At 53.2% G+C, this 26,316-nt stretch carries 25 protein-coding genes and 1 riboswitch; of the genes, 10 read left to right on the top strand and 15 right to left on the bottom strand.

Going from position 1 to position 26,316, the window contains the following annotated elements; all coding sequences use genetic code 11:
- Positions 1-39 precede the first annotated feature (39 nt).
- Positions 40-498: an Lrp/AsnC family transcriptional regulator gene (locus tag MKY64_RS28675; RefSeq protein WP_173134098.1), complete on the bottom strand. Its 459-nt coding sequence runs from the start codon at positions 496-498 to the stop codon at positions 40-42.
- A 176-nt stretch (positions 499-674) separates the two neighbouring features.
- Between MKY64_RS28675 and MKY64_RS28670 the strand changes: the two genes are divergently transcribed.
- Both MKY64_RS28670 and MKY64_RS28665 read left to right on the top strand, forming a co-directional pair.
- Positions 675-1,817, top strand: a complete 1,143-nt coding sequence (locus MKY64_RS28670) for a serine hydrolase domain-containing protein (RefSeq protein ID WP_340957222.1) — start codon at positions 675-677, stop codon at positions 1,815-1,817.
- 23 nt (positions 1,818-1,840) lie between these two features.
- Positions 1,841-3,067 (top strand): MFS transporter, encoded by a 1,227-nt coding sequence (locus MKY64_RS28665; RefSeq protein ID WP_340958193.1) that lies wholly within the window; start codon positions 1,841-1,843, stop codon positions 3,065-3,067.
- A 146-nt stretch (positions 3,068-3,213) separates the two neighbouring features.
- Here MKY64_RS28665 and MKY64_RS28660 read toward each other — a convergent pair whose 3' ends face one another.
- Complete coding sequence (locus tag MKY64_RS28660) at positions 3,214-4,059, bottom strand: anti-sigma factor (RefSeq protein WP_340957220.1); 846 nt, start codon at positions 4,057-4,059, stop codon at positions 3,214-3,216.
- Positions 4,052-4,633: an RNA polymerase sigma factor gene (locus tag MKY64_RS28655; RefSeq protein ID WP_036691711.1), complete on the bottom strand. Its 582-nt coding sequence runs from the start codon at positions 4,631-4,633 to the stop codon at positions 4,052-4,054. Before MKY64_RS28655 ends, MKY64_RS28660 begins: the two co-directional genes overlap by 8 nt.
- Before the next feature lie 202 nt (positions 4,634-4,835).
- Between MKY64_RS28655 and infC the strand changes: the two genes are divergently transcribed.
- Positions 4,836-5,351, top strand: a complete 516-nt coding sequence (gene infC / locus MKY64_RS28650; protein WP_340957217.1) for a translation initiation factor IF-3 — start codon at positions 4,836-4,838, stop codon at positions 5,349-5,351.
- A gap of 395 nt (positions 5,352-5,746) precedes the next feature.
- On the opposite strand, the gene MKY64_RS28645 is transcribed toward infC, so the two are convergent.
- The 4 genes from MKY64_RS28645 to MKY64_RS28630 form a co-directional block, all read right to left on the bottom strand.
- Complete coding sequence (locus tag MKY64_RS28645; RefSeq protein ID WP_340957214.1) at positions 5,747-6,328, bottom strand: GNAT family N-acetyltransferase; 582 nt, start codon at positions 6,326-6,328, stop codon at positions 5,747-5,749.
- A gap of 81 nt (positions 6,329-6,409) precedes the next feature.
- Complete coding sequence (locus tag MKY64_RS28640; RefSeq protein ID WP_340957212.1) at positions 6,410-8,116, bottom strand: ABC transporter ATP-binding protein; 1,707 nt, start codon at positions 8,114-8,116, stop codon at positions 6,410-6,412.
- A 326-nt stretch (positions 8,117-8,442) separates the two neighbouring features.
- Positions 8,443-8,898 (bottom strand): tetratricopeptide repeat protein, encoded by a 456-nt coding sequence (locus MKY64_RS28635; RefSeq protein ID WP_340957209.1) that lies wholly within the window; start codon positions 8,896-8,898, stop codon positions 8,443-8,445.
- An 86-nt stretch (positions 8,899-8,984) separates the two neighbouring features.
- Entirely contained in the window at positions 8,985-10,223 is a 1,239-nt protein-coding gene (locus MKY64_RS28630; protein WP_340957206.1) for an ATP-binding protein, read from the bottom strand.
- Between the two features lie 224 nt (positions 10,224-10,447).
- Between MKY64_RS28630 and MKY64_RS28625 the strand changes: the two genes are divergently transcribed.
- Positions 10,448-11,245: an AIM24 family protein gene (locus MKY64_RS28625; RefSeq protein WP_036722844.1), complete on the top strand. Its 798-nt coding sequence runs from the start codon at positions 10,448-10,450 to the stop codon at positions 11,243-11,245.
- Positions 11,246-11,302: 57 nt separating this feature from the next.
- Positions 11,303-12,808 carry a GNAT family N-acetyltransferase gene (locus tag MKY64_RS28620; protein ID WP_339252290.1) on the top strand — a complete coding sequence of 502 codons (1,506 nt, stop codon included), beginning with the start codon at positions 11,303-11,305 and terminating at the stop codon, positions 12,806-12,808.
- A gap of 99 nt (positions 12,809-12,907) precedes the next feature.
- On the opposite strand, the gene MKY64_RS28615 is transcribed toward MKY64_RS28620, so the two are convergent.
- Positions 12,908-13,192, bottom strand: coding sequence for an alpha/beta-type small acid-soluble spore protein (locus MKY64_RS28615; protein ID WP_036722845.1), 285 nt, complete (start codon positions 13,190-13,192; stop codon positions 12,908-12,910).
- 72 nt (positions 13,193-13,264) lie between these two features.
- Entirely contained in the window at positions 13,265-14,182 is a 918-nt protein-coding gene (hprK, locus tag MKY64_RS28610; RefSeq protein WP_076080767.1) for an HPr(Ser) kinase/phosphatase, read from the bottom strand.
- A gap of 148 nt (positions 14,183-14,330) precedes the next feature.
- Here hprK and MKY64_RS28605 point away from each other — a divergent pair, with 148 nt between their 5' ends.
- The gene (locus MKY64_RS28605; RefSeq protein ID WP_340957204.1) at positions 14,331-15,992 is read left to right on the top strand and encodes a histidine kinase N-terminal 7TM domain-containing diguanylate cyclase; all 1,662 of its coding nucleotides are present in this window, start codon (positions 14,331-14,333) and stop codon (positions 15,990-15,992) included.
- A gap of 167 nt (positions 15,993-16,159) precedes the next feature.
- Positions 16,160-17,563 carry an S-layer homology domain-containing protein gene (locus MKY64_RS28600; RefSeq protein ID WP_339252296.1) on the top strand — a complete coding sequence of 468 codons (1,404 nt, stop codon included), beginning with the start codon at positions 16,160-16,162 and terminating at the stop codon, positions 17,561-17,563.
- A 61-nt stretch (positions 17,564-17,624) separates the two neighbouring features.
- Here the strand turns inward: MKY64_RS28600 and MKY64_RS28595 are convergent, their stop codons facing one another.
- Positions 17,625-18,131 (bottom strand): GNAT family N-acetyltransferase, encoded by a 507-nt coding sequence (locus tag MKY64_RS28595; protein ID WP_339252298.1) that lies wholly within the window; start codon positions 18,129-18,131, stop codon positions 17,625-17,627.
- 164 nt (positions 18,132-18,295) lie between these two features.
- Between MKY64_RS28595 and MKY64_RS28590 the strand changes: the two genes are divergently transcribed.
- Positions 18,296-18,664: a DUF1304 domain-containing protein gene (locus MKY64_RS28590; protein ID WP_036722850.1), complete on the top strand. Its 369-nt coding sequence runs from the start codon at positions 18,296-18,298 to the stop codon at positions 18,662-18,664.
- A 42-nt stretch (positions 18,665-18,706) separates the two neighbouring features.
- Here the strand turns inward: MKY64_RS28590 and MKY64_RS28585 are convergent, their stop codons facing one another.
- The 5 genes from MKY64_RS28585 to MKY64_RS28565 all read right to left on the bottom strand — a co-directional run bounded on the left by MKY64_RS28585 (position 18,707) and on the right by MKY64_RS28565 (position 24,157).
- Positions 18,707-19,528: a methyl-accepting chemotaxis protein gene (locus MKY64_RS28585; RefSeq protein ID WP_036722852.1), complete on the bottom strand. Its 822-nt coding sequence runs from the start codon at positions 19,526-19,528 to the stop codon at positions 18,707-18,709.
- A gap of 291 nt (positions 19,529-19,819) precedes the next feature.
- Positions 19,820-20,362, bottom strand: a complete 543-nt coding sequence (locus MKY64_RS28580) for a DinB family protein (protein WP_340958191.1) — start codon at positions 20,360-20,362, stop codon at positions 19,820-19,822.
- Between the two features lie 93 nt (positions 20,363-20,455).
- Positions 20,456-21,403, bottom strand: a complete 948-nt coding sequence (locus MKY64_RS28575; RefSeq protein ID WP_340957201.1) for a helix-turn-helix transcriptional regulator — start codon at positions 21,401-21,403, stop codon at positions 20,456-20,458.
- Between the two features lie 34 nt (positions 21,404-21,437).
- Positions 21,438-22,814 (bottom strand): amino acid permease, encoded by a 1,377-nt coding sequence (locus tag MKY64_RS28570; protein ID WP_339252304.1) that lies wholly within the window; start codon positions 22,812-22,814, stop codon positions 21,438-21,440.
- A 143-nt stretch (positions 22,815-22,957) separates the two neighbouring features.
- A riboswitch (glycine riboswitch) is annotated at positions 22,958-23,037 on the bottom strand.
- 163 nt (positions 23,038-23,200) lie between these two features.
- A complete protein-coding gene (locus tag MKY64_RS28565) occupies positions 23,201-24,157 on the bottom strand; it encodes a DUF5643 domain-containing protein (RefSeq protein ID WP_339252305.1) in 957 nt (318 codons plus the stop codon).
- Positions 24,158-24,353: 196 nt separating this feature from the next.
- Between MKY64_RS28565 and MKY64_RS28560 the strand changes: the two genes are divergently transcribed.
- Together MKY64_RS28560 and MKY64_RS28555 are read left to right on the top strand one after the other, a co-directional pair.
- Entirely contained in the window at positions 24,354-25,331 is a 978-nt protein-coding gene (locus MKY64_RS28560) for an ABC transporter permease (RefSeq protein ID WP_036722856.1), read from the top strand.
- A gap of 15 nt (positions 25,332-25,346) precedes the next feature.
- A complete protein-coding gene (locus tag MKY64_RS28555) occupies positions 25,347-26,261 on the top strand; it encodes a carbohydrate ABC transporter permease (protein ID WP_036722857.1) in 915 nt (304 codons plus the stop codon).
- Positions 26,262-26,316: the final 55 nt, after the last annotated feature.

Genomic DNA, 26,316 nt, shown 5'->3' with positions numbered 1-26,316 from the left:
AATATTCCCGTCAAGGAATATTGTTAGGATTGCTTATCTCTATTTAAGCAGATTTTCACCTGCTTCTTCCAGCGAAGGAAGGAGATTCTTATGATCTATTGGCGATGACATAACGATCAGAATCGTATAATTCCCGTATTTATCACACTGATTCCCAAACTCCTCAAGACCCTGTGTAGAGTCGGACATGACTTTTAACAGATAATTGTGTTCTCCGCTGATGCGGTAGCACTCTACGACATCGGGATGGGCACGGCAGAAGTCCACAAAAGCATGACACTCTCTGGAGTGGAAAAGGATATAAGCTGCGGCCTGTTTCCCGATCTTCTCCGGCGAGATAATCGTCCGGTACTCCTTGATCACTCCGCTTTCCTCCATACGCTTAACTCTTTCCGTTACTGCTGGCTGAGACAGACCTACGCTCTTCCCCAGCTCTGTCATGGATATTCTCGCCTGATTTTGCAGATGGAACAGAATTTGCTTATCAATAGAGTCCATTTTGACCCCTCCTTTAATTTTAAGATTATTTATTTAAAATACCTTAACTTTAAATGTATAAGGCGGATTTTAACGTTAATGGCTCATGTATTCAAGTTAATTTATTTTATATACTTTACTTACAATAGTAAAGCAGAAGCAGTGGCTGCTTTAACTGTAGCGAAAGGATGTTGAGTATGCTCCCGGAACGCATTAACAAGGTAATTGACAAGACAATAACAGACAAGCGCCTGGCAGGTGTTGTCATAAAGGTAGCATTAGATGGGCAACTCATCTACAGCCGTGCTGCTGGTTATGCGAGCCGCGAGCTAAACCAGCCTATGCGGGAGAACGCATTATTCCGGCTCGCCTCGGTATCCAAACCGTATACTTCTACGGCTGCTCTGATTCTGGTGGCGCAAGGGCGTCTGAAGCTGGATGACCGTGTAGACCGGTGGCTGCCGGGCTTTCAGCCACGGCTTGAGAACGGAGAGACTCCAGCAATGACAGTCCGTCACTTAATGACACACACCGCCGGTCTGACTTACCGCTTCTTTCAGGAAGAAGGCGGTTCCTATGAGCAGGCTGGCGTATCCGATGGCATGGATCAGTCCGGTATCACGCTTGAAGAGAACCTGAAGCGGCTCGCGTCTGTTCCGCTTCTCTATCATCCTGGCACCCAGTGGAGATATTCTATCGCAACAGATGTGCTGGGAGCAGTAATTGCTAACGTTAGCGGGAACACGCTCAGTGAAACGATCCGCTCACTTATTACTCGCCCCCTCGATCTGACGGATACCAGCTTCGTTGCCGTAGACCCGCAGCGCCTGACCTCAGCTTATGCCGATGATGTTCCGGGACTGCGGCTTATGGAGAATCCGGACAGATTGGCCTTCGTAGAAGGAACGGCAGGCTTCCGCCTTGCCCCGGACCGGGCGTTAGACAGCACTGCCTTTCCTTCCGGCGGAGCCGGTATGGTCGGCAGTGCCGGAGACTTCCTGCAGCTGCTGGAGACGTTGCGGAGGGGCGGAGCGCCGCTATTGCCGGAGTCTCTGGTCCGCGAAATGACGGCCAACCAGATTGGAGATCTGCCCATGCCCTTCTGGCCGGGACGGGGTTTCGGCCTCGGGATGACCGTCCTTAAAGATCCTGCTGCCGCCAACACTGCGGAGTCCCTTGGCACTTGGCGCATGGGCGGCACCTATGGCCATTCGTGGTTCGTCGATGTCAAGCAGCGGCTAAGTGTGGTAGCCTTTACTAATACCGCACTGGAGGGTATGTCTGGTCCGTTCACGGTTGATTTGTGCAATGCCATCTACGGCAGATTGGACCCGTCATGAACAACACCAATAAGACAATTGCGATGAGCAGCGGCACAATTGCTTCTCCGCAGCAAAGCTCCACTCCCCCTGCTCCAGAACGTCTTCCCTGGGCTGGATTGATTGCTCTGGCAATGACAGGGTTTATCTGTATTCTGACGGAGACGATTCCCGCCGGACTCCTCCTTCAGATCAGTACGGGTCTTGGAGTAACCGAGGCCATGGCAGGTCAGCTTGTTACCCTCTATGCCCTGGGCTCGTTACTCGCCGCCATTCCATTGACCACAGTAACACGCGGCTGGAGGCGGAGACCTCTGCTGTTACTATGCATCCTTGGCTTCCTCATATTCAATACCGTTACTGCCGTATCCTCGAGTTACCCTCTGACTCTTGCGGCCCGTTTCTTCGCGGGTGTGTGCGCGGGTGTCCTGTGGGGAATGATCGCAGGCTATACCCGGCGCATGGTACCAGAGCAGCTTAAGGGACGGGCAATGGCTATTGCAATGGCGGGAACACCACTTGCCCTGGCGCTTGGAGTCCCTGCCGGAACATTCTTGGGTGACCTTGCAGGCTGGCGTAATATTTTTGGAGTCTTGTCACTGTTCGCTCTGTTGCTAACCCTTTGGATACTCTGGAAGCTGCCGGACTATCCAGGAGAAGCTGCGGATAAGCGGCTCCCGCTAAATAAGGTGTTCACAAGCCCCGGAGTGCGGCCGATCCTGTTTGTCGTGCTGGCCTGGGTACTGGCCCACAATATCCTGTATACCTATATAGCACCGTACCTTACTCTGGCCGGACTATCCGGGCGCGTGGATCTGGTGCTTCTTATTTTCGGGATTACAGCACTTCTTGGCATCTGGTTAACAGGCGTGTGGATTGATCGTCATCTGAGGCTGCTGGTTCTGATTAGCCTGACCGCATTTGCACTGGCATCTGTTCTGCTCAGCATTGGAAGCGGCAAGCCTGTTGTAATCTATCTAGTAGCTGCTGTATGGGGCTTAACGTTCGGGGGAGCAGCCACGCTGCTGCAAACAGCCATTGCTGCAGCTGGCGGAGAGAGCGCAGATGTAGCGCAATCCATGCTTGTAACCGCATGGAATCTGGCCATTGGCGGAGGCGGTATAGCCGGTGGAATTCTTCTCGAAACAACGGGCGTTGTATCGTTCCCATGGGCGTTGTTTGTCTTGCTGGCCCTTTCGGTATGGATAGTCCGGTGCAGCAGAACGCATGGTTTCCCTCCCGGAACCGTGGATATCCAGCGCAATAAATAATTTCAATCAAATTAATGTAAGGCAACCTCACCATTCTCGTTCATCTGCTCATATAACACCTCATATTGCACAAAAACAGCCGGGAGCCCTCCCGGCTGTTCTGCTTGAATAGCAGTAGATCCCGCTCTATCTACGTTACTCCGCTGCTAACCCTGCTTAATCGGCGCTGCGAGAATCATCTTCCCGCGCGGGGTAACGCCCGCACCATCCGGCTCCAGTGTAACGGCTATGGTATCATAGGCCTTCGGGTCAAAGGAATAATACAGTGCCCCGTTTCCGTCCTGTGAGATGAAGGTGCCCGCATTCACCGGCTTGTCCCCCTTGATCAGCCATACCTGATAGACCTCCGTGCCAGTAAGCTCGGGTAGCTCTTCTGCCTGAAGTACAAGATGGGTGCCGGTAGGGTCTGCGACAATTGTTGCTGTACCTTTGGCGGTAATCCCTTCTCCCGCCGGACTAAGTGCTACTGCCTCATTCACCTTAAGCCCCTGGAGCGGTCCGGTGCCGGAGGCCAGCTGCTGCTTCAGCTCAGACACATTTCCGCGCAGCTGGCCGGTGTAGACGACCAGGAGCAGTACAGCCACAGCCAGTCCAAGGCTCAGGTACCCCCAGAAGCGGGTTCTCTTGGGCTCCGGGATGTTTAATTGGGGCAAGCCCTGCTCTGCTGGAGGAGTCCTCGCTGGCTCATGCTCCGCAGCCCGCTCTGCATCAGGCTGGATATTCAAGCGGGTCTCCGGCCGGACTGCCGGTGCACCCGCATTCCCGGACTCCAGCACCCGTGACAGGATGCGCTCCTTCATGCCGGAGGGCGGGTCAACCGGCTCGGATGCAAGCGGAAGATGGTCTAGTACCTGCCGGTATTCCCCCACCAGTTCTCTGCATTCCGCGCATTCTGCCGCATGGGCAGCGAATTGCTGCATTTCCTCCGCCGTCAATGCGCCCAGCGTATATAATTCGGCCAATTCACAGAGTTCCTCATTGTGTTCACTCATGCGCATGATCCCTCCTTCCCCAGTGCCGTAACGATTTGTGAAGCTGCTTCATCGCCAGCCGGACTCTTCCCTTGACCGTGCCCAGCGGGATTGCCGCAAGCTGTGCTACCTCCTGCTGGGTGTAGCCCTGGTAATAGATCATATCCATTACCTGTTGCTGGTCGCGGCTTAATCCCAGCAGCGCCTCTCTGATCTGTTCCCCCGCCATCTGCAGCTCAACGAGATCCTCGGTGAGCGCGCTGTGGTCCTGAACCTGCTCCAAATTCCCGGAATCGGCGGATTGCCGCGGCAGCCTGGCGTCCCGCTTACGGAGATAATCGATCGCCAGATTGCGGGTCACCGCGAACATCCAGGTGAGCAGCTTGCCTTTGCCGAAGTCAATCTGCCCCGCATTCTTCCACAGGCGCAGGAACAGCTCCTGCATAACCTCCTCGGCAGCCATCGAATCCTTCACGATCTGGTAAGCAAAGCTATAGATGACCCGTTCATACCGGTCATAGAGCAGTTCGAGGGCATTCGAGTCTTTCTGTGCAATAAGCAGAATTAACTGCTTATCGTCAGCTGTGTCATTCAATTGCCATCCCCCATTCAACAGAAAATATAGTACTGCCAGTGATTCCATGCTGAAAAACCTGCGTCCACTGAGTATAACCGCTTTGCACAACCGTCTCAACCTGCCGGCCTGACGGCTGCGAGCATCCGGCAGCCGTTATTGAAGCCCTGCCCGCTTCCATATATGATAGCTATATCATATCCACAAAGGGAGGATCATTACCGTGGCCGTACTGATGAATGAACAGATTAAGGCAGCCGAGGTGGAGCTGACCGGGCTGAAGGGCGAGAAGCTCGGCACCGTATCCAGAAGCGAGGCGCTGTCCAAGGCCAGAGCCGCAGGGGCCGACCTGGTCTGCACCTCGCTGATGAGCAGCCCGCCGCCCTGCAGCCTGGTCGCCAAGGGCACAGGCAAGGCGGCTGCACAAGCGGCCCGCAAGAGCGATACCAGCCGCCCGCAACAAGGCGGCGGAAGCAGCCGGGAGAAGGTGAAGGAGCTGCGCTTCACCGCCCATATTGAAGAGCATGACTACGACACGAAGCTGCGTCAGGCGGACAAGCATCTGCGCTCCGGCAAGCCGGTGCAGCTCGTCGTGAAGTCCTCCGGCGCCAAGGAGGCCGCCGCTGCGAAGGCAGTGCTGGAGCGGCTCGTGGCCGATCTGAAGGAAGCCGGAACCAAGGTCTCCGGCCTACAGACCAGCGGCAAAGGCGCACAGGTTAGAGTAAATCCGCATACGTAAGTTGTCTTATCAGGGCTCATTGCACTTTGTACATTAGCTGACCCCGAAATGGGTCTAAAGATTGATTCTGTTGTACTCTGTACAGCAAAATCGGGAAAAATCAGGGCTTACGGGCAGAATTCACGAAATCCATTGTATAAAATACAACAGACGATCATTTAGCTTAGCAAATTGCGAATTCTATTGCAGAAAATACAATCAGTCTACAAAACTGCTACAATGCCGCATATAGCAACGGTCGGAGTCCTGCCCATACCTAACAGGTGCCATCCTAAAAGGACGGCACCTGTTATTACAATACGGCTAACAAAGCCGTAACCTCTGCTCTAATTGCTAATCTAATCCTCAAATCTCTAACCTCTTATCGCCCACCCATCCGCTCCCTTAGCATATGGTCATTTCCCGCCTTTAAACCGCTCCACAAACCACTCCTTCCTCAGCACATGCAGCAGCTCCCCATTGCAATCCTCATAATCGCCGGTCAATCCGGTCAGCTCCTGCTTCACCCGGAAGCCCAGCTTCCGGAGCACCCCGAGCGACGCGGTGTTGCGCGGATCTGCCTTGGCATATAATTGCTCCAGTCCGATCACACCGAAGGCATAGTCCGCCATCGCCGCAGCAGCTTCGGTAGCATAACCCCGGCCCCAGTGTTCGCGCCCGATTAGATAATACAGCTCCGCATCCGGCGCCATAAACTCCAGCACGCCGGTCCCGCACCAGCCGATCAGCCGGCCTGTGGCCTTATCGCAGACGGCGAACGAATATTTGAACGGCAGCTCGAACGGTGTATGATAGCTGAACATCAGCCAGCGGAACATCCCCTCATACTCATGCATGGACATGACCTCCATATGCATGAAGGCCAGCACCTCCGGGTTCTGCATCAGCTCGAACGAAGCCATAAGATCACTTTCCATATAGGGACGGATGATTAACCGCTCCGTTTCGAGCCTCATCCTGGACAGTACCGGATTCATAATACGCTTACCCTCACCTTCAAGTTCTATCTGCCCCCAGCATAGTTCAGGCACAGGATCGTCCACAAGGTAAAAGATAGTTTAATCCGTTTGCCCCCTGCCGTTATTCCACAGCGTACGGAAGGACGGGCAGTCCCGGATCAGGGAATCGAAATCCCCTTCCCCCGCCAGTCTGCCTTGCTCCATGACCAGAATCTGGTCCACGCCGCTGATGAAATTCAGCCGGTGCGCGATAATAATGACCGTCTTATGCCTGAACTCCGCGAACACCGTCTCCATCAGGCTGCGCTCCGTAATATTATCCAGGGCCGATACCGGCTCATCGAGGATGATCAGATTCCGCTTTTGCAGGATTGCCCGGGCAAAAGCCAGACGCTGCCGCTCCCCGCCCGACAGCTTCAGCCCGCGCTCCCCAACCCGTGTCTCCAGCTTCTCCGGCAGCTCCAGTACCTTCTCCCTCAGATGAACCTTGTCCAGCACTGCATACAGCTCCTCATCCGGGACCTGCTGCTCAAACACCATGTTGCCCCGGATAGTGGTGTCGAAGATCGGACTGTCCTGCGACAGATATGAGATGTGATCATAGTAGCTGTCCAGACTCAGCTCATCAATATCCGTGCCGTCTACCAGCAGCTGTCCGCCGCTTTTTTTGAGCAGGCCCGTAATCAGCTTAATGACTGTTGACTTCCCGCTGCCGCTTAAGCCCACCAGGGCAACCGAGGTTCCGGGCGCGACTGAGAAGGACAGCCGGTCCAGCACCTGCACCTCTCCATAGCTGAACGATACCTCCTTGAATTCGATGCTGCCTTGTAGCTGCGCAAGCGCCTTGCCCTGCTCCAGATTCCGGTCCTCGGGGGCATTCAGGAATGCCTCGAACCGCTGATAGGTCACCCTGTTCAGCTTATAGCCGACGAATAATACGTTGAAGATGGCGATTGGCGTATAGATTTTCTCAATGAACATGAACAGCGCGACCATGACCCCGATAGAAGCCTGCCCGGAGACCACATTCTTCACGCCGTACAACAGCACAATCACCTTAATGACCGTAATGAATAATTCGAATAAAGCGAAGAAGGATTCATGAATCATCTGCAGCTTCGCGCTCTGCCTGATAATCTGCTGTGCCGCCTTGTTCAGTCTGCCGATCTCCTGCGCGTACTTCTTGTTGGTGCGGAAGACGACCAGCTCCATGAAGCCGCGGACCCCATACCGGGACATAGCCTCCTGCTGCATAAGCACCGATTCCTTGATCCGGTAGAGAACTTTGAGCAGAACATTCGTTAACCCGAAGATGGCCACGTACCCGCCCGCAATTACCAGCATGATCCTGAGGTCATAGTAGCTGATGAATAGCAGGCTGAAGAGAATAGTGGGCAGCAGCTCATGCAGCGTCTTCAGGATAAAAGAAAACAGAATGCTGTTCCCGGCCGCCGCGCCGTTCTCAATCACCTTGATCATCTGGCCTGTGCCCATGTTCTGATAGGCGGAATAATCCATTCTGGAAATTTTGGACAAGGCCATAATCTTTAGTCTTTCCGTGATGCTGTTCGATAGATACTCGCTGGGATATTCATCCGCATAATTCAGCAGGACATTCAGGCCGAGCAGCATCCCGTAGAAGACAACCCCGTAGAGGATTTCACGGAAGCCCGTTCCCGCCACCGCCTGATCCAGAATCCGCTGAAAGACAACAATACCCAGGCTGCTTAAGAGCTGAATGGCGAAGCCGAGACCTATATACAGAGCGGCCCACCCTCTGAGGTGGACAAGACATTTTTTTAACATGATCACAATCTCCAATCTTATTCATAAGAGTATGGCAAAAAAGCCGGGAACTCTCCTCGGCACTCCGCACCATAGACTCCTGCCTCAGCAGTGTAGTCTTCAAGCGGAATAACTCAGTGTCCCGGCTCACAAAGAATGACCTTCCAGGCACCGTTCAAGAATCCAGTTAGCTGTGACCAAGAGGACAGACCTCCCCCTTGGTGGCTGGTACGCGTTCTACCCAGCCCGATAACTAGTTCCTTGCGACGGTACGGAATGGCATCCATTTCACCTCTTTGATAAGATTGACTTTCATTGTATGCCTCGGCCAGACCGGCCGTCAAGCCCTAGTGCTTAGTCTCTTTTGCCGCATCCGAACTGGCATCTGGAGCGGAATCCGCTTCGGCAGCTTCTTCTGCATCCTCGCTCTCCTCGTCCGCAGCGGCCAGCGCCGCCTTCTCACTGCGGCTCCATTCCAGGAATTCGATGGTATCCTGATCCTCAGGGTCCAGCTTATTTGCCTTCTTGAACGCCTTGATTGCCTGATCGTACTCGTCCAGATAATAGTGGGCGTAGCCGACGCGGAAATGCCACAGCGGGTCTTTTTTACCCTGATCTGCCGCTTTGTTGAACCATTTAAGCGCTTCCCGGTAGCGGCCCAGATTGTTGAGCGCCCGGCCCAGATGTACCGCCAGCTCTTCATCGATCAGCGGTGTCGGCACCTCTTTGATGCGGGATACGATTTCTTCATATTCGTCCGCCTCATGCCAAGCGTTCAATTGCGCGATTAATTCTTCTCTCATTACCCATAGCCTCCCGGTTAATAGTTCCAAGTTCTCTTAGAGATACTTTATCATTTTCACACCAAGTTTCCCACTGTTGCCGTGCGCTAGGCCGGGATAATGATCCGGAAGACCGTTCCCTTGCCCTTCTCGCTGGTAACCTCAATACGGCCCTTGAGCTTGTTAATCGTGTTATAGGCCATGACCATTCCGAGCCCTGTCCCGTCTGCCTTGGTGGAGTAATACGGCTTGCCCAGGCGCGAGATCTCATCCTTGGTCATTCCGACACCGGTGTCGCGGATGGTAATGATAATATTCTGTCCGCTCGCGAAGACAGCAATAGACAGGACCGCATCGTCCACCCCATCCATCGCTTCAATCGCATTCTTGTACAGATTAATCAGGCATTGCTGCATCTCATTACTGTCATAATGGGTGCTAAGCGGGTTGTTGAAGCTGAATTCAACCGCAACCTTGTGGATCGTGGCATACGGCAGGATCACATTCTTGGTGTACTCACATTCAGCCTTCAGGTTGGAGTAGACCCGGCTCTCCGACTGCGGCTTGGCAAAAGACAGATAATCGCTGATAATCTTCTCCGCCCGGTTCAGCTCCAGCAGTGACAGCTCAACATACCCCTTCTCCTCCGGGGAGAGGTTCTTGGAGAGATTCAGCAGCTGCAGGAAGCCGCTGGTCACGGTTAACGGATTGCGCATCTCATGGGAGACACTGGCCGCCAGCTCACTGACCACATTCAGCCGCTCCGACTGCATAATCCGCTCACGGTTCCTGAGATTCGCCAGGATCTGCTCCAGCAGGATCATTAGGATCGCCATGACCACCGCATGCGTAGTTAAGGCATAGAAGGCAAGCGTCCAGAACTGGGTATCCAGCTTATCCATGATCTGGCCCAGAATGATCAGATAACAGCCCATCGTCAGGACCGCGATGGAGGTAGCCCACAAGATCCGTCCCTTGGGCTTAGAACGGAGAAATCTGGCGCTTATGGAAGGAACCAGAATGAGGACTGCTGTCGAAAAAAGCAAAGATTGGACGGTTCCCTCACCGCCTATGTAGAAACGGTACACATTAAGAATCACATATAAGGGCAGGGTATGTTTGTACCCTCCATACAAGGCCGCAATCACAAACGGAACATACCGCAAGTCAAAGATGAACCCGGTCTCCAGCCGGATCGGCTTGGCGATACACAGGATCATGGTGGCGGCGATGAGCAGTACAAGAATCTTATGATTGTAGGCGTGGGGCCTGTTCTCGAAGAAAATCAGAAATATCAGCACCGGAAACAGCATAAACAAAAAATTGAGCAGCAGCGTCTCAAACAAGGCTAACTTCCTTTCGGTTCTAATGCTGGTGTCAAGAGATACGTTTGTATTCTGAGCACTATACTTAGAACATTACGCTAACCTGATATTAGAAGTAAAGGAATTATTGTATGCGTTTTTTCTCCCGGAATTCAAGGAACCCCGCGAGAAGTGTCGAATACGTATGCTTTGAAGGCATGATGCACAGCATTGCATAACTACAGCAACCGAAGGAGCGGGTATCGATGGCTTTTACCATTAATAATCTGAAGGACAATTCCAACGTAATCATTAAAGAGCAGCTAGGCGGCTTCAGCATCATCGAATACAAAGAGGATCTCAGCACCACTACCCGGTATGAAGCAGAGACCAACTTCTTCATGAGTAAGAGCAATATGCGCAACAAGCAGCTGATGATTGAGCTGAATAACAATGAGGTGATGCTGAGCGCCGGAGCCATGCAGTATATGATCGGCAATATCGAGATGACCTCCGGCATCAAAGGCGTAGGAGGACTGATGCGTAATATGCTGTCCGGGGCGGCAACCGGAACCAGTGCCGTCAAACCGCTCTACAAGGGAACCGGAACCATCCTGCTGGAGACCACCTACAAATACCTCTGGCTGATTGATGTGGACAACGACCATATCGTAATCGATGACGGCATGTTCCTGGCTTGTGAGACTACGCTCGACATCTCCGTTGCGGCACGCAAAAACATCTCCTCTGCCGTCCTCGGCGGTGAAGGGCTGTTCAACCTGAGCGCGCGCGGCAAAGGGATTCTTGCCCTCGAAGCTCCCATTCCTTCAGAGGAAGCTGTCGTGGTCGAGCTGCAGAATGATGTGCTGAAGGTGGACGGGAACTTCGCTCTCATGTGGTCCAACTCTCTGGACTTCACGGTCGAGAAGTCAGGCAAGACCCGTCTGGGCTCCGCCGCCTCAGGCGAAGGCCTGGTCAACGTGTACCGGGGAACCGGCATGGTCTGGCTGGCCCCGCTCATGAATTACAGAAACAGCCTGCTTCAGGGCACGCCTACTTCATAATGATGCTGGGGTATCGTCCCACCCGCATGAACCCAATCGAAAGGAGGCCCTGTCTTTATGTCCATTCAAGCTGTGCTGTTTGATTTCGATGGAACTCTGGCAGACACCCTGCCGTTATCCTTTCGTGCCTTCCAGGCTGTATTTAAGCAATACGACCAGAGAGAGGTCACCCGCGATGAGCTTGTCGCGATGTTCGGTCCCACCGAGGAAGGCATCATCGGCGGAAATTTCACAAATCCGGCTTCGGTTCCACAAGCAATAGAGGATTATTATTCAATATATAAGCAGGGGCATTTCGAAGAATTCCAGAATAATGAGCACATCCTTGGATTACTTCAAGCCTTGAAGGCTCAGGGAATGAAGCTTGGAGTCATTACCGGTAAAAGCAGACGGGCCTATCACATATCGGCCGGAGCGCTGGATCTGGAGCGTTTCTTCGATATCTCGATTACCGGCGATGATGTGGCGAAGCCAAAACCTGATCCCGAAGGTATACATTCGGCATTGCGAACACTGGGCATTGAACCCTCCCAGGCCATATTCGTAGGGGACAGCAATGCGGATATTCTCGCAGGCAAGGCTGCCGGAATGCAGACCTACGCTGTCCGCTGGCTGCCCACCTTCCAAAGTCAGGCCTATGATCTTGCGCCGGACGGCATTCTGGAGAATGTTGCGGAGTTCCAGCGGCTTCTCCAATTGAATAACATTATACCAATGACCTACCATTCCAAGCAGCAGGCAGCGGACATTAAAGCGTTGGAGCAGCAGTGCAGCCAGGCCGATTCTATCCAATTAAGCTCAGACCTGGAGCATCTCGTCAAGGAAGACGGCGACCATGCCCTGCTCTGCTACCGCGAGGATCAGCTCATTGGCCTGCTTAGCTGGTTCTCTGCGGACAGTGATTATGCGCAGATCAATGCCATGGTCCATCCGGATTACCGCCGGCAAGGTGTGTTCCGCAGCCTTGTGAAACGTGCCAGAGCAGACATTGAGCCTCTTGGCGTACAGCGGCTCAGCTACAAAATTCCCGCCGGCTCGCAAACAGGACTATTGGCGGCGCAGGCCCTGGGCGGGGATTTTGACCGGTCAGAATACGCCATGTCCTACGCCGGTATGAATTCCGCCAGCCCGCTTCCTTCAGAGCTAATCCTGCTTCCCGCTGCGCCAGAGGATTTCGAATTCATGGTCTCCTGTTCCTCCCAGGCCTTCGGAGAACCGGAAGACGATACGCGCAAGTACTTCACACAGACGGATGAGCCAGAGCGGATAACGTATATCGCTTGGACAGGGAGTGAACGAATCGGCCTGATCCGGGTCAACTATATCAATGAGGATACGGCTTTTATTCATAATTTCTGTATCCTGCCTTCCCATCAGGGGAAGGGGGCTGGCGAAAAGGTACTAAGACAGACCGTCGGTATCCTGTCGCAGAAGCCCTACCCGGTTATTCGCCTAAGTGTTGTCACCGGGAATGTCCGGGCGCTGAATCTCTATCTCCGTGCCGGATTTAAGATTAATTCAGAGTATAAATATTACAGCGGCAGCCTGTACCTTGAACCGTAATTGCAGCTTTAACTACAGTCAGCACATGCCAAAAAAGATCCTCTTTCTGATTAAGAAAGGGGATCTTTTGCACGCGGGCACACATATCTTATATCGCATCTATGACTTCTGCTTACCCGCCAGCTGCTCCTGTGCCAGACGCACCATCTCACGAACCATGGAGCCTCCGATGCGGCCGCCAATCTGTCCCGCCGACTCAGTCGTCAGCTTGCCGTTATTTCCGGCCTGCAGCGGAATGCCCAGTTCCTTCGCCACCTCGTATTTCACATCGTCCGGGTGATTCGGATCTACATGATATCCTTCCTGCCTCATAACCTCCGCTTTGAACGTCTGCATTCCCTGGGCGGAACCTGGTACAGCATATTTTCTGCTTCTTCTCGCCATTTAAGGACACACTCCCTTGCTGTCTTTCCCCTAAGTTGCCCAGGAGTGTGGACCTTCATTCCCTGTCGTCCTTTAAGACTGCATCCCGTCCTCAATCCGCTGCATGAATTCTTCCACCGCGCTGTAGCCCAGCTGCTTGAGATACCAGTTGTTCGCAGCCGCTTCAATCAGACCGGCTACATCGCGACCCGGCTGAAGCTGGACCTCGATATGCGGGATTTGCACCCCGAGATATTCGGTGAACTGGGGCACCAGCTCCAGCTCATTGTTGAGCGAATTCTCCTGCCAGGGGGCAAGCTCGATATCGAGCACGATCCGCGTCTCATCCTGGAACGCCCGCCGCCCATACTGCCGTACGACGTTGATCAGGCCGATGCTGCGCAGGGCCAGGAATTCACGTGTGGTCTCATTATGGGTCCCGAGGAGAGTCGCCGGACCCAGCTTCTTCAGCACCACAATATCATCAGCCACGAAGCGGTGGCCCCTGCGGATCAGCGTATGCGCCGTCTCGCTCTTGCCGATCCCCGACTTGCCCCGCAGCAGAATTCCTATTCCCGATACGTTAACGCATACCCCGTGGATAGACAGTTCGGGCGCCAGCGTCTTCACCAGGAAGCTGTCCAGCTTGGCGATGAACTCGGTGGTCACCTCCGGCGTCCGCAGCAGCGGAATGCCTTCCTGGTCACAGAACAGCGTCAGGTAAGGAATCTCCTGCTGACCGCTGGTCACGATGAAGCAGGGCGGATGGTATTTGACGATGTTGCCGATATGCAGCATACGCTCCTCTACACTCAGCGTTAACAGGTAGTTGATCTCTTTACGTCCAAGGACCTGCACCCGCTCCATCGGAAAAAAATCAAAATAACCGACAAACTCCAGACCCGGTCTGTGCGTCCTTGGACGGGTGATGTTCCGGTCCATCCGGCCCGCTCCGGCGAGCACCTCCAGATGGAATTTCTCTACAAGACTCTGCACGCTGATAGATTTCATGTGATCCCCTCCCAATCCAATATTTTCCGATAGATTTATCTAAAAATCTTGTAATCTGCACACGCTAATTATATATTAAAAACAATATATAAGACCTAAGACCCACAAAAATCTATAAATACTATTAAAATCAAGAAGGTGTAACATATTGGCCTTAGCCTCTTGGATTGACCTGATTATGTGCTTCCTTCTGTTCCTGCTGCTCATCTATATCGTGGCTACGGTCACCATTACCAAGCTGCACAAGGTCTATTTAGGGTTCCATTTCTCCATGCTGATCTGGCCCTACTGCCAGTTTGCCATAAGAACCGTGGATGATCCTCTCTATCAGCTCTTTTATGTGAAGCTTGCCTTCGTGGATGCTTCTCTGCTGGGCCTGGGCTGGATCTTCTTCACGATTTTGCTTGCGGGACAATCCCAGTTCCTTAACAGAAAAATAGTGTCCGCGCTGGTGATCCCTGCAGTACTGACCTCCCTTGGAGTGGTGCTCAATCCTTATGGATGGTTCGTCCGTCCGGTGAACGGAGGGTATGTGGAGCGCATCTACGGACCTATTTTCTGGATCAGCATGACCTTTCTTGTCATTAACGCCCTCGTGTCCATGTACGTCATCTACGTGGCTCTGACCTCTAATCAGGCTGCACGGGTCAAGAATCAGGTTATGTATATGCTCAAAGGCATTACAGCCCTATGCGTCTTCCTTATGATCGATGTGCTTCTCAATGTCATTCTGGATGACTATCTGCCGGTAATTCCGGGCTTCACTTCGCTGGGTATCGTGGTGTCGGCTACGTTCTTTGTGATTACGATCCACCAGGACAAAGTATTCGATATCGTAACTATCGCCCATCAGGATATTATCAATACCATGGAATACGGAATTCTCGTGCTGGATGACCAGGAGCAAGTGGTAGAGATCAATCATGCCCTGCATCCCTATATCCCGCTTGTGACGGGTGCGGCGTTCAACATGAGCAGCTATCTGCCGGATGACCCTGCCATGAAGATCGAGTCCTTCCTTGAGAAATACCATGAGCATCCGCTGGAGACGGCCGAGCTGGAAATTCTGCATCCCCTTATCCAAATGGTTGTCAGTATTCATGCAGCACCCATTATGGTGAGCGGCAGCCGGGTCGGACGGATTGTCACCTTCCAGAATGTTACCGAGATCCGGCGGCTCATCGATGAGACGAACCAGCAGAATGCCATCCTGAAGGAACGCAACGACTCGCTGGTGAAGGTACAGGAGGAGCTGTTCCAGACGAACGGCAAGCTGAGGAAGCTGGCGATCACCGACAGCCTGACCGGCTGCTACAACAGGCATTATCTGATGCAGCAATTGGAGCAGGAGGCGCTGCGGGTCAGCGACACCCGGACACCTTCGACTATTATACTGATCGACATCGATTTTTTCAAAAAAATCAACGACCAGCACGGCCATCTGGCCGGAGATATGGTCCTGTGCAACACAGTGGAGCTGCTGCAGCGCAGCCTGAGGCCCTCCGATATTCTGGCCCGCTACGGCGGAGAGGAATTCATTATCTATTTGCCGGATACGAATGGAGCCGAGGCGAGCCGTCTGGCCAAGCAGCTGAAATCCGAAGTTGAGCACAATACCATCCACATCGATTATATCGATGAGCCTGTGTCCATCACCATCAGCATGGGACTGCTCAGCATCGCTGAATTCAAGATCCCGCCTGCCATCGAGGCGAACACCTACTTGAACGACCTGTTCAAGTCTGCCGACAAAGCCCTGTACGCCGCCAAGCATCAGGGCCGGAATCAGATTGTTGCGGCGGAGGTATAATTGGATGTTATCTTATCCTTGTATCATGAGCACTAGCCGCATAGGCAGTGCTTTTTTTTGCGTTTATTTATGATTTTGATTATTTTATTTTTGCTGGAACCTTTTTGACTAAGCCGCCGTCTATGATCACAAATAAACCACAAACTACTCTTACGAGGTGACTGGACATGAAGAATACATTCAAGATGATAACCCTATCCGCAGCCGCCGCTCTGGCGCTCAGCTTCACCGGACAACAATTCGCCTCGGCCGCAGCCTTCAAGGATATCCATAACGTGCAGGACAAAGACAAGATTATTGCCCTTCAGAACAGCGGCCTGATCAAAGGCATTAGTACGGATCTGTTCGGCCCGAACCTCAGCATCACAGCAGCCCAGGGGGTGCAGATGATCGTGAGTGCGCTTGATCTGAATCTGGATACGATCCGGTTCGTGAAGGAGCCCCATGCTACCGACTATTTCAAGAATGCCAATGACTCTGCGTGGTATGCGCAGGCGCTGATTATTGCCGGTGTGCATGGTCTGGACCTGCCTGCCGATCTGAAGCCTGGTGAGAAGCTGACCCGCGAAGAATTCACCTACCAGCTCATTGATGCGATGGAGAACACGAACCGCCTGCCGATGATTAAACCGGTGGTAGCGGAGTACGCCGACCAGGATCAGGTGAAGGTGGAATACTCCGGTGCCCTGCAGCGTGCGCTGAATTACGGTGTCCTGAAGCTGGATGGCAGCGGCAAGCTTAATCCGAAACAGGAGATCACCCGTGCGGAAGCGGCAGTAGCCATCAGCAATGCGCTCGCTTATTTGAAGGCCCATCCAGCCCCTGCTGCTACGGATGAGGTCCTGACCGCAGAACAAGCTGTGCAGGTTATTAAAGAAGCAGTCGGTCCTGAAGCCGGCCTGCAGATCAAGATTGCTCCGGCGGCCAGCATGTCACGTGAAGCCTTCACGTATCTTTTAATCCATACCTTACAGACCAGCGGGCAACTGCCGATGATTAATGTCATTCCAGAAGACGTGAAGGACGGCGATCAGATCGACATCCTGAACTCGGGAGCTATCCAGACCGCCCTTGCCCTTGGCTTCGTGGAGCTGGATGCCGACGGGAACTTCAATCCGAAGGCGGCAATCACCCGCCCTGAGGCTGCTTCCATCGCCGGAAATGCCGTGAATTATCTGAAGGCCCATCCGGCACCCGGTGCTGTAAGCAAGACAATCACCGCAACCGAGGCCGTCCAGTTCATCAAGGACGCTGCCGGACCTGAGGCGAATCTGCAGATCAAAATCGATCCGAATATGAGCGTAACCCGCGAATCGTTCACGTATCTGCTCATTAACACGCTCCAGACCAACGGTCAACTGCCGATGATTAAGCTGATCCCGGTGGAGATCAAGGATAATGACAAGATCAATATCCAGAGCTCGGGAGCCATTCAGACCGCGCTTGCCCTCAAGATCGTGAAGCTGGATCAAGACGGAAGCTTCCGTCCCCAGGACGGCGTCACCAGCGCTGACGCCGCGGCAATGGTCAGCCAGGTGAAGGCTATCCTGAGCGGAAAGTCTGCGAAGTAAGCAACATATGCGATTTATCTTACCCCTTCTGCAAACATGCGGGAGGGGTTTGTGCTGTGTTTTACAGCAGCAGCACCATCAGGTCCTCGTCCAGATACTCGCCGTCAAGCTTCATCGCCCTTGGCTCTGTGCCGTAGCAGACGAATCCAAGGGATTCGTAGAGCCTTTTGGCAGACAGATTACTGGAGGTTACGGTCAGCGTAAGCTGCTCCAGCCCCGGCGCGCCCTTCGCCCGGGCAATCAGCTCCAGCATCAGCGCGCGGCCCACGCCATGTTTGCGGGCAGCCGGATCTACATATACTGCATAGACATTAGCTTTGTGCTGAATCTTAGGCCTGCTCTCCCGGAACAAGGTTGCCATTCCCGCCAGCCTCTGCTCCCCATCCAAGAAGGCGCCCAGGGTGAAATGCTCATCGGAGGAATCCAGCCTAATCCGGGTAGTCTCGATAGACAGCTTCGCTTCCGATTCATAAGAGCTAAGGAAAGCTTCCGGGTGCTGCTGCAGCGACTGCAAACGAAGCGCCCGGTAGCTTTCGGCGTCCGTGGGGGCCAGTGTTCTAATGTACATTTCTTTCCTCCCTTACAATATGGATGCAATAAATTGACAAAAGGCAAGTATTTGGTTATATTTAGGTTTGTAAAATTATATTTTGCGCAATATAAATCAATGAAACACTAACCATCCTGATTCACATTACTTAAATTCCTATCACTTGAAAAGAGGGACTTCTTATGATGACTGTAAGTTTAATTCTTGTTGCCTTAGTAGCACTAGAGCATGTGTACATACTTGTACTGGAGATGTTCCTGTGGACCACCCCGAGAGCACAGAAGGCGTTCGGATTGACCCCCGCCTTCGCACAGGAGACGAAATCGCTGGCAGCCAATCAGGGCTTATATAACGGCTTCCTCGCAGCCGGTCTAATCTGGGGGCTGCTGCATCCAAGCGCGGACTTCGGTTACCAGCTGCAATTGTTCTTCCTGATCTGTGTGGCGGTTGCGGCCATCTACGGCGGACTTACCTCCAAGCGATCCATCCTGCTGATGCAAGGCCTCCCGGCCTTTCTGGCGCTGGCGGCCACATTGATCGCACATCTGTAAAATTCGCGGACCGATGCAGGCAGCTTCCTCTCCGCTCAAGCCTTACAGCTTCTGCGCGAACTCGTTCAACTGCTCAGACATTGCCCGGATCTCCTCAATGAAGCTGGAGATCTCATGCGTGGAAGCCGCCTGCTCCTGCCCGACGGACGCAATCTGGCCTATGGCTTGACTGATCCCTTGCATGGCCGACTGAATCTCACTCAGGGTATCCCTGATCCGCTGCGCCGATTGCTCGGTTTCCTTCGAGAATCTGCGGATCTCCTTAGCCACAACGTCGAAGCCCCGGCCCCGCTCCCCGGCATGGGCGGCTTCAATCGCCGCGTTAATGCCAAGCAGGTTCGTCTGGTCGGCCACCTTCCTCAGCACCGCCAGAACCTCACTGCTTTTACGGACACTATAAGCCGTTGCATCCGATTGAATCAGCAGCTTCTGCGAATAATCGGCAAGCAGGCCTGAGCCGTCCGCGACCTGGCTAATCCGCGCATTGGCCTGATTCAGGGACAGCGCCATCCGGTCCGCGATCTCCCGCAGCTCCGTCTGCCTGCGTACCTGAATACATACCGCCCCACAGACCTCCTCATCCTCCCCATGTACCGGCAGAACTGTACCCACAAATTCATACCCGTAATATTCCCTGGGGACATTAGCCACCGAGTATTCATCCTGCTTCAGCGCATGATACAGAGGCTCATCTGCCTGAATGATCTGCCCTGCCCGGATGCCCAGATCAATGGAATCACCGGGGTAATAGGCAAGGAACTTCTCTGTGTCGCAGATGGCAATTGAGATATCGTAAGGAAAAGCAGCTTTCAGAATGGGTGCCAGATTCATTAGTTCTTCAAGGGAGCGGACGATGTTTTTCATAGATGCGGTTCTCCTTCTATTTCAGGTAGCTTCACGGTACAGTGAAATCTTGAGTTAAGTTCGACATTTTGCGAAAAACCTCCTTTATTCAAAAATGAATAATTAAAAATTGATTTATAATCACAGCATCAGTCTGACGGGTGAAGGATGCGGGTGCTTCAAGCAGCACCCCCATTTTCTTCGCCTACCTGCAGGCGTGACCATTGTGGGCGGTTTTTCAACCAAAAAAGCCGGAACCCGTCGTCTATTGCTGACAGGCTTCGGCTTTCCTTCGCTCATTGCGGCTTAACTCTATTGTACTCCTGCCCCTATTGCATCCTTCAACCGGTCCAGTTGAAGCAAGTGGTGGCGGTAGTGCATCTCGATCAGCAGATACCATTCTGCTGCAGTCAAGGGGCCGAAGCGGGGATGAGGGACAGTGCTGTGCTCAGGTGCCTGCGCAAGCTTCGGCAGGGTCTCCCGCATACGGTCCATCACGGTGTGCAGACCCTGGATCAACTGCTCCTTGCTCTCCGGCTGTACCGGCGTGTACTGCGGTGACGGCGGAACATGAACGCGTACAGGCGGGAAGCTGCCCCCGGCAAAAATCGCTTTACCATCCGGGGTCATCTCTGCTTCATTCCCCGCCGCTTCCCCGTTCCCGGCCAGACACTGATCGATATTACGGAGCTGCATGTACAGCGCCGATTGTATCAAATGCTGGACCATCTGCCCGAGAGACCACTCTCCCTCGGCAGGCTGCCGCAGCAGCTGCTCCATACTGAAGATATCTAATTCCATAAGATAGTGATGGGCAGTCTTCTCAAACTGCTGTAAGGCTTCTGTTGTCTTCATATTCTTATTCATATTCATATTCATAATATTCAGGCAGCTCCTTTATTCTTCGGTCTGACCTGAATATACACAACCGCTACTGACAACATTATGTCAGTAGCGTTCCAGCATTCTCGCCGCTTCCTCCCGCACAAGCTTCCGCAAGGCTTCCGGCTCCAGGACAACCGCCCCCGCTCCCCAGCCAAGCACCCATTGCAGCAGGTCCTCGGGCTGGCGCACGCGGAAGGTCATAAGCCTGCCGTCTGCCCGGTCCTCCACTGCCTCCAGATAAAAGTTACCCGATTCAGCCGCCTTGCCCGCGATCTCCGGCTGAACCAAAATGCACACGCGTACATGGCGGTCATCCTCCGGCTGGTACTCGTGCAGATCGAAATCCGCAGGCACTTCGAACCGGTCACCCAGAACGGTAAGCCCGCTCATTCTGGATAACCGGAAATGACGGATCTCCTGCCGCAGCCAGCACCAGGCGACCAGGGTCCAGGCGCCTCTGTTCAGGACAAGTCCATACGGCGAAGCGGTTCGGACACTCCGGTGACTTCCGTCAGCTTCCTGTCTGCCCTTCGTATACCCGAAGCTGATCTTCCGCTGCTCCAGAATCGCGCGGCGGATCTGCTCCATGTACTCCTTCTCCTGTCCTTGCAGCTTATCTTTACTGGTATTCAGCAGCAGGATGCTCTGGCGGAGCCGGGCGGTATTCTCCTTGACATCCTCCGGGAGAACCGCTTCAATCTTCCTCCCTGCTGCGGAGGCCTGGTTACCATACTGAGTGTCGAACCGCTGCTCCACGAAATCCGTCCCGATCAGCAGGGTCACTGCCTCCTCGGCGGTGAAGCTGACCGGGGGCAGGAAATACCCTTTTACCAGCGAATATCCCTGACCTGTAGCTCCTACCACCGGCACTCCAGCTTCACTAAGCGCCTGGATATCGCGGTAGATGGTTCTTACACTAGTCTCGAAGACGGACGCCAGATCCTCTGCCCGTACGACCCCTTTGCGCTGCAGCTCCAGTACGATGGCTAACATGCGGTCTGTCTTGTTCATGCGGCGGCTGCACCCTCTTCATCCTGAAATCAGTTTATGTATTGATTATACTGATTTCCTGTTCACTTTTCTCCTTACGGCTTCTAATGGAATACAGAACGAACAGCAGGATGAACCAGAGCGGGGTGAACAACAGAGCCGGACGGGTCTCAGCAGCAAAGAGCATGATCACAAGAATGGCGGCGAACAGCGTCAGGACGGCATAGTTAATTACGGGGGTGAACGGCGCTTTAAATTTGGAAGCGGCATGTAAGTCCGGGCGGTTCCTTTTATACTTGATATGGCAGACCAGCACAACGCCCCAGACCCAGATGAAGCAAATGGCGCTGATCGTAGTCACGATACCGAAGGCCTGACCCGGAATAAGCTTGCTGAGCAGTGCCCCGGCAGAAATCACCAGCGTGGAGAGGAATAAGGAATTCGCAGGCACATGATTCCGGTTCAGCTTGCCAAGCTGAGGCGAGGCCTGATTCCGTCTGCTCAGATTGTAGAGAATCCGGCTGGTCGAGAACATCCCGCTGTTGCAGGCGGAGGCTGCCGAGGTTAAGACCACGAAATTGATAATCCCCGCAGCAATCGGAATCCCGACCAGACTGAAGGTGCGCACGAACGGACTTTCAGCCGCGCTAAGCTGGGTCCAGGGATTAATGCACAGCAGCACGAAGAGCGCGCCGACATAGAAGAAGAGAATCCGCAGCGGAATTTTGTTGATCGCGGACGGGATGTTTTTCTCAGGATTAGCCGTCTCCGCTGCCGATACCCCCACCAGCTCCACGCCGACATAGGCGAATACCACCATCTGGAAGGAGAACAGGAAGCCCTTCACCCCGTTCGGGAACACGCCCCCGTGCTCCCAGAGATTGCGGACCGACACTGAGCCTGCATCTGTCTTGAACTGGGTTACCAGCAGGACAATCCCCAGGCCAATCAGAGCCAGAATCGTAACCACCTTGATCAGAGCAAACCAGAATTCGAGTTCGCCGAAGCTTTTGACCGTGAGCAGATTGAGTCCGAGCAGAATGATCAGGCAGATCACGGCCGGCACCCACTGCGGAATATCGAACCAGTACTGCACATAGACGCCCACCGCAATCACATCGGCCATCGCCGTCATAATCCAGCAGAACCAGTAGGTCCAGCCCGTAATGAACGCCGCCCGCGGCCCCAGGTAATCCTCAGCAATGTCTGTAAAAGACTGATACCCCGCCTTCGAGAGCAGCAGCTCCCCCAGCGCCCGCATTACAAAAAACACGGCAATCCCCACGATCAGATACGTGAGCATGATGGAGGGCCCGGCCTGCTGAATGGCTTTACCCGATCCCAGGAATAAACCTGTGCCAATCGTACCTCCGATGGCAATAAGCTGGACATGCCGGTTTGCAAGCTCTCTTTTTAACTCTGTCTGTGCCATACCTGTTTCCCCCTTAGTGTATATGACGCTGTCCTGCCGGGTAACGCAAAAAGGAGACTGGATATCATCCAATCTCCCGGTTCATAAGAGGTTCCAAATAAGCGTCTGCAGCAGCGGCTAATCCGCACGGCAAAACACAAATTCGGTACTCTTCTGTCCTTTTGCCTGAGATTGTGAACCCTTCGGCGCTGCGGTCTCCCGCAGTCTCTCCAGAAGCTGCTCCAGCTATAGTGTGATCCATAGCCTTCATAGCTTGCGAATATTCAATTATTTGAAGCTGACTTCATGTAAATATTTTTCAATTCTATGCACAGTCCAGACTTCTGTCAATATCATTTGTTACTCTCGTGGTCATCGCCGGGTGTCCTGCACTGCTTCATTGCACGTTATTTAACCGTAATTTTGGTTTCCAGGTCTTTATAATAAGTTTTAGCCCATTGGCCCTGCTTGTCTTTGAACATCTTCCCGCTGGCATCTTTGGAATACGTAAAAGGCTTCACGCTAATGGACTTCGGAACGGCTGGGAATGCACTATAGTTCTGTTCCTCGGTACCGCTTGTTTTAACCTTCTCAAACGGCTTGCCCCACGGCGAGATCACATTCCCCTTCTCATCCACAAGGTCATATAACATTCTTTCCGGGTTCACCTTGGACTTGGCCGCTGCCGGAACTTCACCCTTAAAGGTCACCTGCAGAGACATCGTTAACGCGGTCATCTCGAAGGAATTCACCGTATAATTGAATTTGTTGTTCTTCTTGGAGACGCCCGGCTTCAGGCTTAACAGGGTCCCCAGCTTGTTCACTTGAACTTTGAAAATAAACGGCTCCTTCACCCCGTTGGCGTATGCCTTCAGCGTTAGGTCGAATTTGTCCGGGATTTGCTGCTTCATGGCTCCTTTGGTCAGCCAGATCAACGCCGTGTCCGTATCTTCCAAATTGGGAATGATGGAAGTATCAAACAGCAGCTTTTTCCCATTGATCAACACGTCCACATTCCTGGTCTGGTCCATGAAAGAACCGTTCTTGCCCACCGTCCCTCCCTCCTGCCGGATACCTGCGACAAGCTCGTTATTGTCATAGATCAGATCGGTTAGAGTCAGGGTCACCCCTTCCTGGGTCACGGTCTGATTCGGGGCAGCAGCAAGCCCTTTCTGGACAAGCGCCTTCAGCACGGTGCTGTCACTGACCGCAAAGGCGCTGCCAGCCTTAGTTGCCTTGTTGACATCGGCTGCCGCCGCTACGGGTACAGTGAATCCCCCGCCGACAACTGTCCCTCCGAGTACAACGGTTACTGCTGTTGCTATCATTGCTTTCTTCATCGTATTTAAGCTGATCGTGTACATAGTTTCTCTCCTTTGCTGATTAAGAATATACAGGTATAACGTTCCCCTGCTGCTATTTTGTGACAGGAGCGCAGAATAACATCCTACTTGCACAAAGTCATTTTTGAATAAACAGGGTCATTTGCAAGAGAGAATTCGGTTCATCCGCTCTACTATAATAAGTTCATCCAGAACAAGTAGAGTGAGGTTAGAACTTATGGCAAATCCCGCACCACAAGCTATGAACACCAAGTTAGCGACACCGCCCCAGGGCCGTTTCGGCCGTCTGCTGCACAATATCGTGCGATACCGGGTGCTGCTGCTGATGCTGCTGCCCACCTCGATTATCTTTTTCATCAACTGCTATATTCCGATGTTCGGATTATTCATTGCCTTCAAGAACATCAACTACATTGACGGCATTATGGGCAGTCCTTGGGCCGGGCTCGACAACTTCCGGTTCCTGTTCGCCACCTCTGACGCCTTGCGCGTGACCATCAACACCGTGGGGTACAATGTGGTCTTCATTATCTCAGGACTCATCCTCTCGGTCTCGCTGGCCATTGCGATCAATGAGGTGCGTAACAAGCTGGCTTCGAAGTTCTTCCAGACCGTCATGATTATGCCGAACTTCCTGTCCATGGTCGTGGTCAGCTTCATCGTCTATGCCTTCCTGCACCCGGAGTACGGCTTCCTGGTCAAGCATATTCTGCCAATGTTCGGCTACTCCTCAGTGAATGCCTATATGCATCCTAACGCATGGCCTTACATTCTGTGGATCACCAAAATGTGGCACTCCATCGGGATCGGCAGCGTCATCTACCTTGCAGCCATCACCGGCATCAGCGAAGAGCTGTACGAAGCCGCGGTGATGGACGGCGCCAGCAAATGGCAGCAGATCACCAAGATTACCCTGCCGCTGCTCACGCCGATCATGGTCATTCTCACGATTCTTAACATGGGCGGCATCTTCCGCTCTGACTTCGGGCTGTTCTACCATGTGACCCTGGACTCCGGTGCGCTGCGCTCGACTACGGACGTCATCGACACCTATGTCTACCGGGGCCTGATCCAGCTCAACGACCTGGGGATGTCCTCAGCGGCGAATTTCTATCAATCGGTCGTCGGCTTCTTCCTGGTCATCGGCGCGAACGCTCTCGCCCGGAAGCTGAACCGCGATACGGCGCTTTTCTAGAAACGGAGGATTCTAATGACTACTGCATCCCGAAGCAACCCTTATACCAAAGGCTCCACTACCGCCCAGATTATTCTGAATGTGTTCTTCATCGCCTTCAGCCTGGCCTGTATTCTGCCGATCCTACTCATTGTCGCCATCTCCTTAACCAACGAGAAGGCCTTGACGCTGCAGGGTTACAAATTCTGGCCCGATCATATCGACGCATCCGCGTACCAATATCTGTTCAAGCATTCGGAGACACTGGTTAAGGCGTATGGCGTCAGCCTGACCGTTACCATTATCGGGACTGTTCTGGCCGTGCTGCTGATTGCGCTATATGCGTACCCGCTTTACCGGAAGGATTTTCCCTTTAAAAAAACATTCAACTTCTACCTGCTGATCACCATGCTGTTCTCGGGAGGGCTTGTCCCCTTCTATCTGCTGTACGTGAACTATCTCGATCTGAAGGACTCGCTGGTTGCGCTGATCCTGCCCGGCCTGTCCAATGCCTTCTATATCTTCATCACCCGTACCTTCTTCCAGCAGACGATCCCGGAGGAGATGATTGAATCCGGCAAGCTTGACGGGGCCTCGGAATGGCGGATATTCTTCCAGCTTGTGCTTCCGATCTCCCTGCCTGTTCTGGCTACGATCGGTCTGTTCACTACGCTGATGTATTGGAATGACTGGTTCAACTCCATGCTATTCATTAATGACACCGACAAGTTCTCCCTGCAATACGTCATGATTCAGATGATCCGCCAGGCGGAATTCTTCAAAACCCAGCTTGCCGGCAGCGGTGTCGCCCTGATGGTACAGGAATCCGTTCCGACCGAAAGTCTGCGGATGGCTATGGTCGTGCTGTCGATTGGTCCGATTCTGTTCATCTATCCGTTCTTCCAGAAGTACTTCACCAAGGGCCTTACTATAGGGGCAATCAAAGGTTAAGCGGTCTAGCTCTGGCGTAAATGCCGGTTAGAATATATGATCTAATTATCATTCG

The sequence above is a fragment of the Paenibacillus sp. FSL R7-0210 genome (assembly GCF_038009085.1).
GTDB classification, from domain to species: Bacteria; Bacillota; Bacilli; order Paenibacillales; family Paenibacillaceae; genus Paenibacillus_AQ; species Paenibacillus_AQ silagei.
This window is presented reverse-complemented; position numbering and strand designations above follow the sequence as displayed.

Excerpts from the sequence above, each read along its gene's own strand:
- MKY64_RS28675 (WP_173134098.1), bottom strand. The coding sequence starts at position 498 with ATGGACTCTATTGATAAGCAAATTCTGTTCCATCTGCAAAATCAGGCG.
- MKY64_RS28670 (WP_340957222.1), top strand. The coding sequence starts at position 675 with ATGCTCCCGGAACGCATTAACAAGGTAATTGACAAGACAATAACAGAC.
- MKY64_RS28665 (WP_340958193.1), top strand. The coding sequence starts at position 1,841 with ATGAGCAGCGGCACAATTGCTTCTCCGCAGCAAAGCTCCACTCCCCCT.
- MKY64_RS28660 (WP_340957220.1), bottom strand. The coding sequence starts at position 4,059 with ATGAGTGAACACAATGAGGAACTCTGTGAATTGGCCGAATTATATACG.
- MKY64_RS28645 (WP_340957214.1), bottom strand. The coding sequence starts at position 6,328 with ATGAATCCGGTACTGTCCAGGATGAGGCTCGAAACGGAGCGGTTAATC.
- MKY64_RS28640 (WP_340957212.1), bottom strand. The coding sequence starts at position 8,116 with ATGTTAAAAAAATGTCTTGTCCACCTCAGAGGGTGGGCCGCTCTGTAT.
- MKY64_RS28635 (WP_340957209.1), bottom strand. The coding sequence starts at position 8,898 with ATGAGAGAAGAATTAATCGCGCAATTGAACGCTTGGCATGAGGCGGAC.
- MKY64_RS28625 (WP_036722844.1), top strand. The coding sequence starts at position 10,448 with ATGGCTTTTACCATTAATAATCTGAAGGACAATTCCAACGTAATCATT.
- MKY64_RS28620 (WP_339252290.1), top strand. The coding sequence starts at position 11,303 with ATGTCCATTCAAGCTGTGCTGTTTGATTTCGATGGAACTCTGGCAGAC.
- MKY64_RS28615 (WP_036722845.1), bottom strand. The coding sequence starts at position 13,192 with ATGGCGAGAAGAAGCAGAAAATATGCTGTACCAGGTTCCGCCCAGGGA.
- hprK (WP_076080767.1), bottom strand. The coding sequence starts at position 14,182 with ATGAAATCTATCAGCGTGCAGAGTCTTGTAGAGAAATTCCATCTGGAG.
- MKY64_RS28600 (WP_339252296.1), top strand. The coding sequence starts at position 16,160 with ATGAAGAATACATTCAAGATGATAACCCTATCCGCAGCCGCCGCTCTG.
- MKY64_RS28595 (WP_339252298.1), bottom strand. The coding sequence starts at position 18,131 with ATGTACATTAGAACACTGGCCCCCACGGACGCCGAAAGCTACCGGGCG.
- MKY64_RS28590 (WP_036722850.1), top strand. The coding sequence starts at position 18,296 with ATGATGACTGTAAGTTTAATTCTTGTTGCCTTAGTAGCACTAGAGCAT.
- MKY64_RS28585 (WP_036722852.1), bottom strand. The coding sequence starts at position 19,528 with ATGAAAAACATCGTCCGCTCCCTTGAAGAACTAATGAATCTGGCACCC.
- MKY64_RS28580 (WP_340958191.1), bottom strand. The coding sequence starts at position 20,362 with ATGAAGACAACAGAAGCCTTACAGCAGTTTGAGAAGACTGCCCATCAC.
- MKY64_RS28575 (WP_340957201.1), bottom strand. The coding sequence starts at position 21,403 with ATGAACAAGACAGACCGCATGTTAGCCATCGTACTGGAGCTGCAGCGC.
- MKY64_RS28570 (WP_339252304.1), bottom strand. The coding sequence starts at position 22,814 with ATGGCACAGACAGAGTTAAAAAGAGAGCTTGCAAACCGGCATGTCCAG.
- MKY64_RS28565 (WP_339252305.1), bottom strand. The coding sequence starts at position 24,157 with ATGTACACGATCAGCTTAAATACGATGAAGAAAGCAATGATAGCAACA.
- MKY64_RS28560 (WP_036722856.1), top strand. The coding sequence starts at position 24,354 with ATGGCAAATCCCGCACCACAAGCTATGAACACCAAGTTAGCGACACCG.
- MKY64_RS28555 (WP_036722857.1), top strand. The coding sequence starts at position 25,347 with ATGACTACTGCATCCCGAAGCAACCCTTATACCAAAGGCTCCACTACC.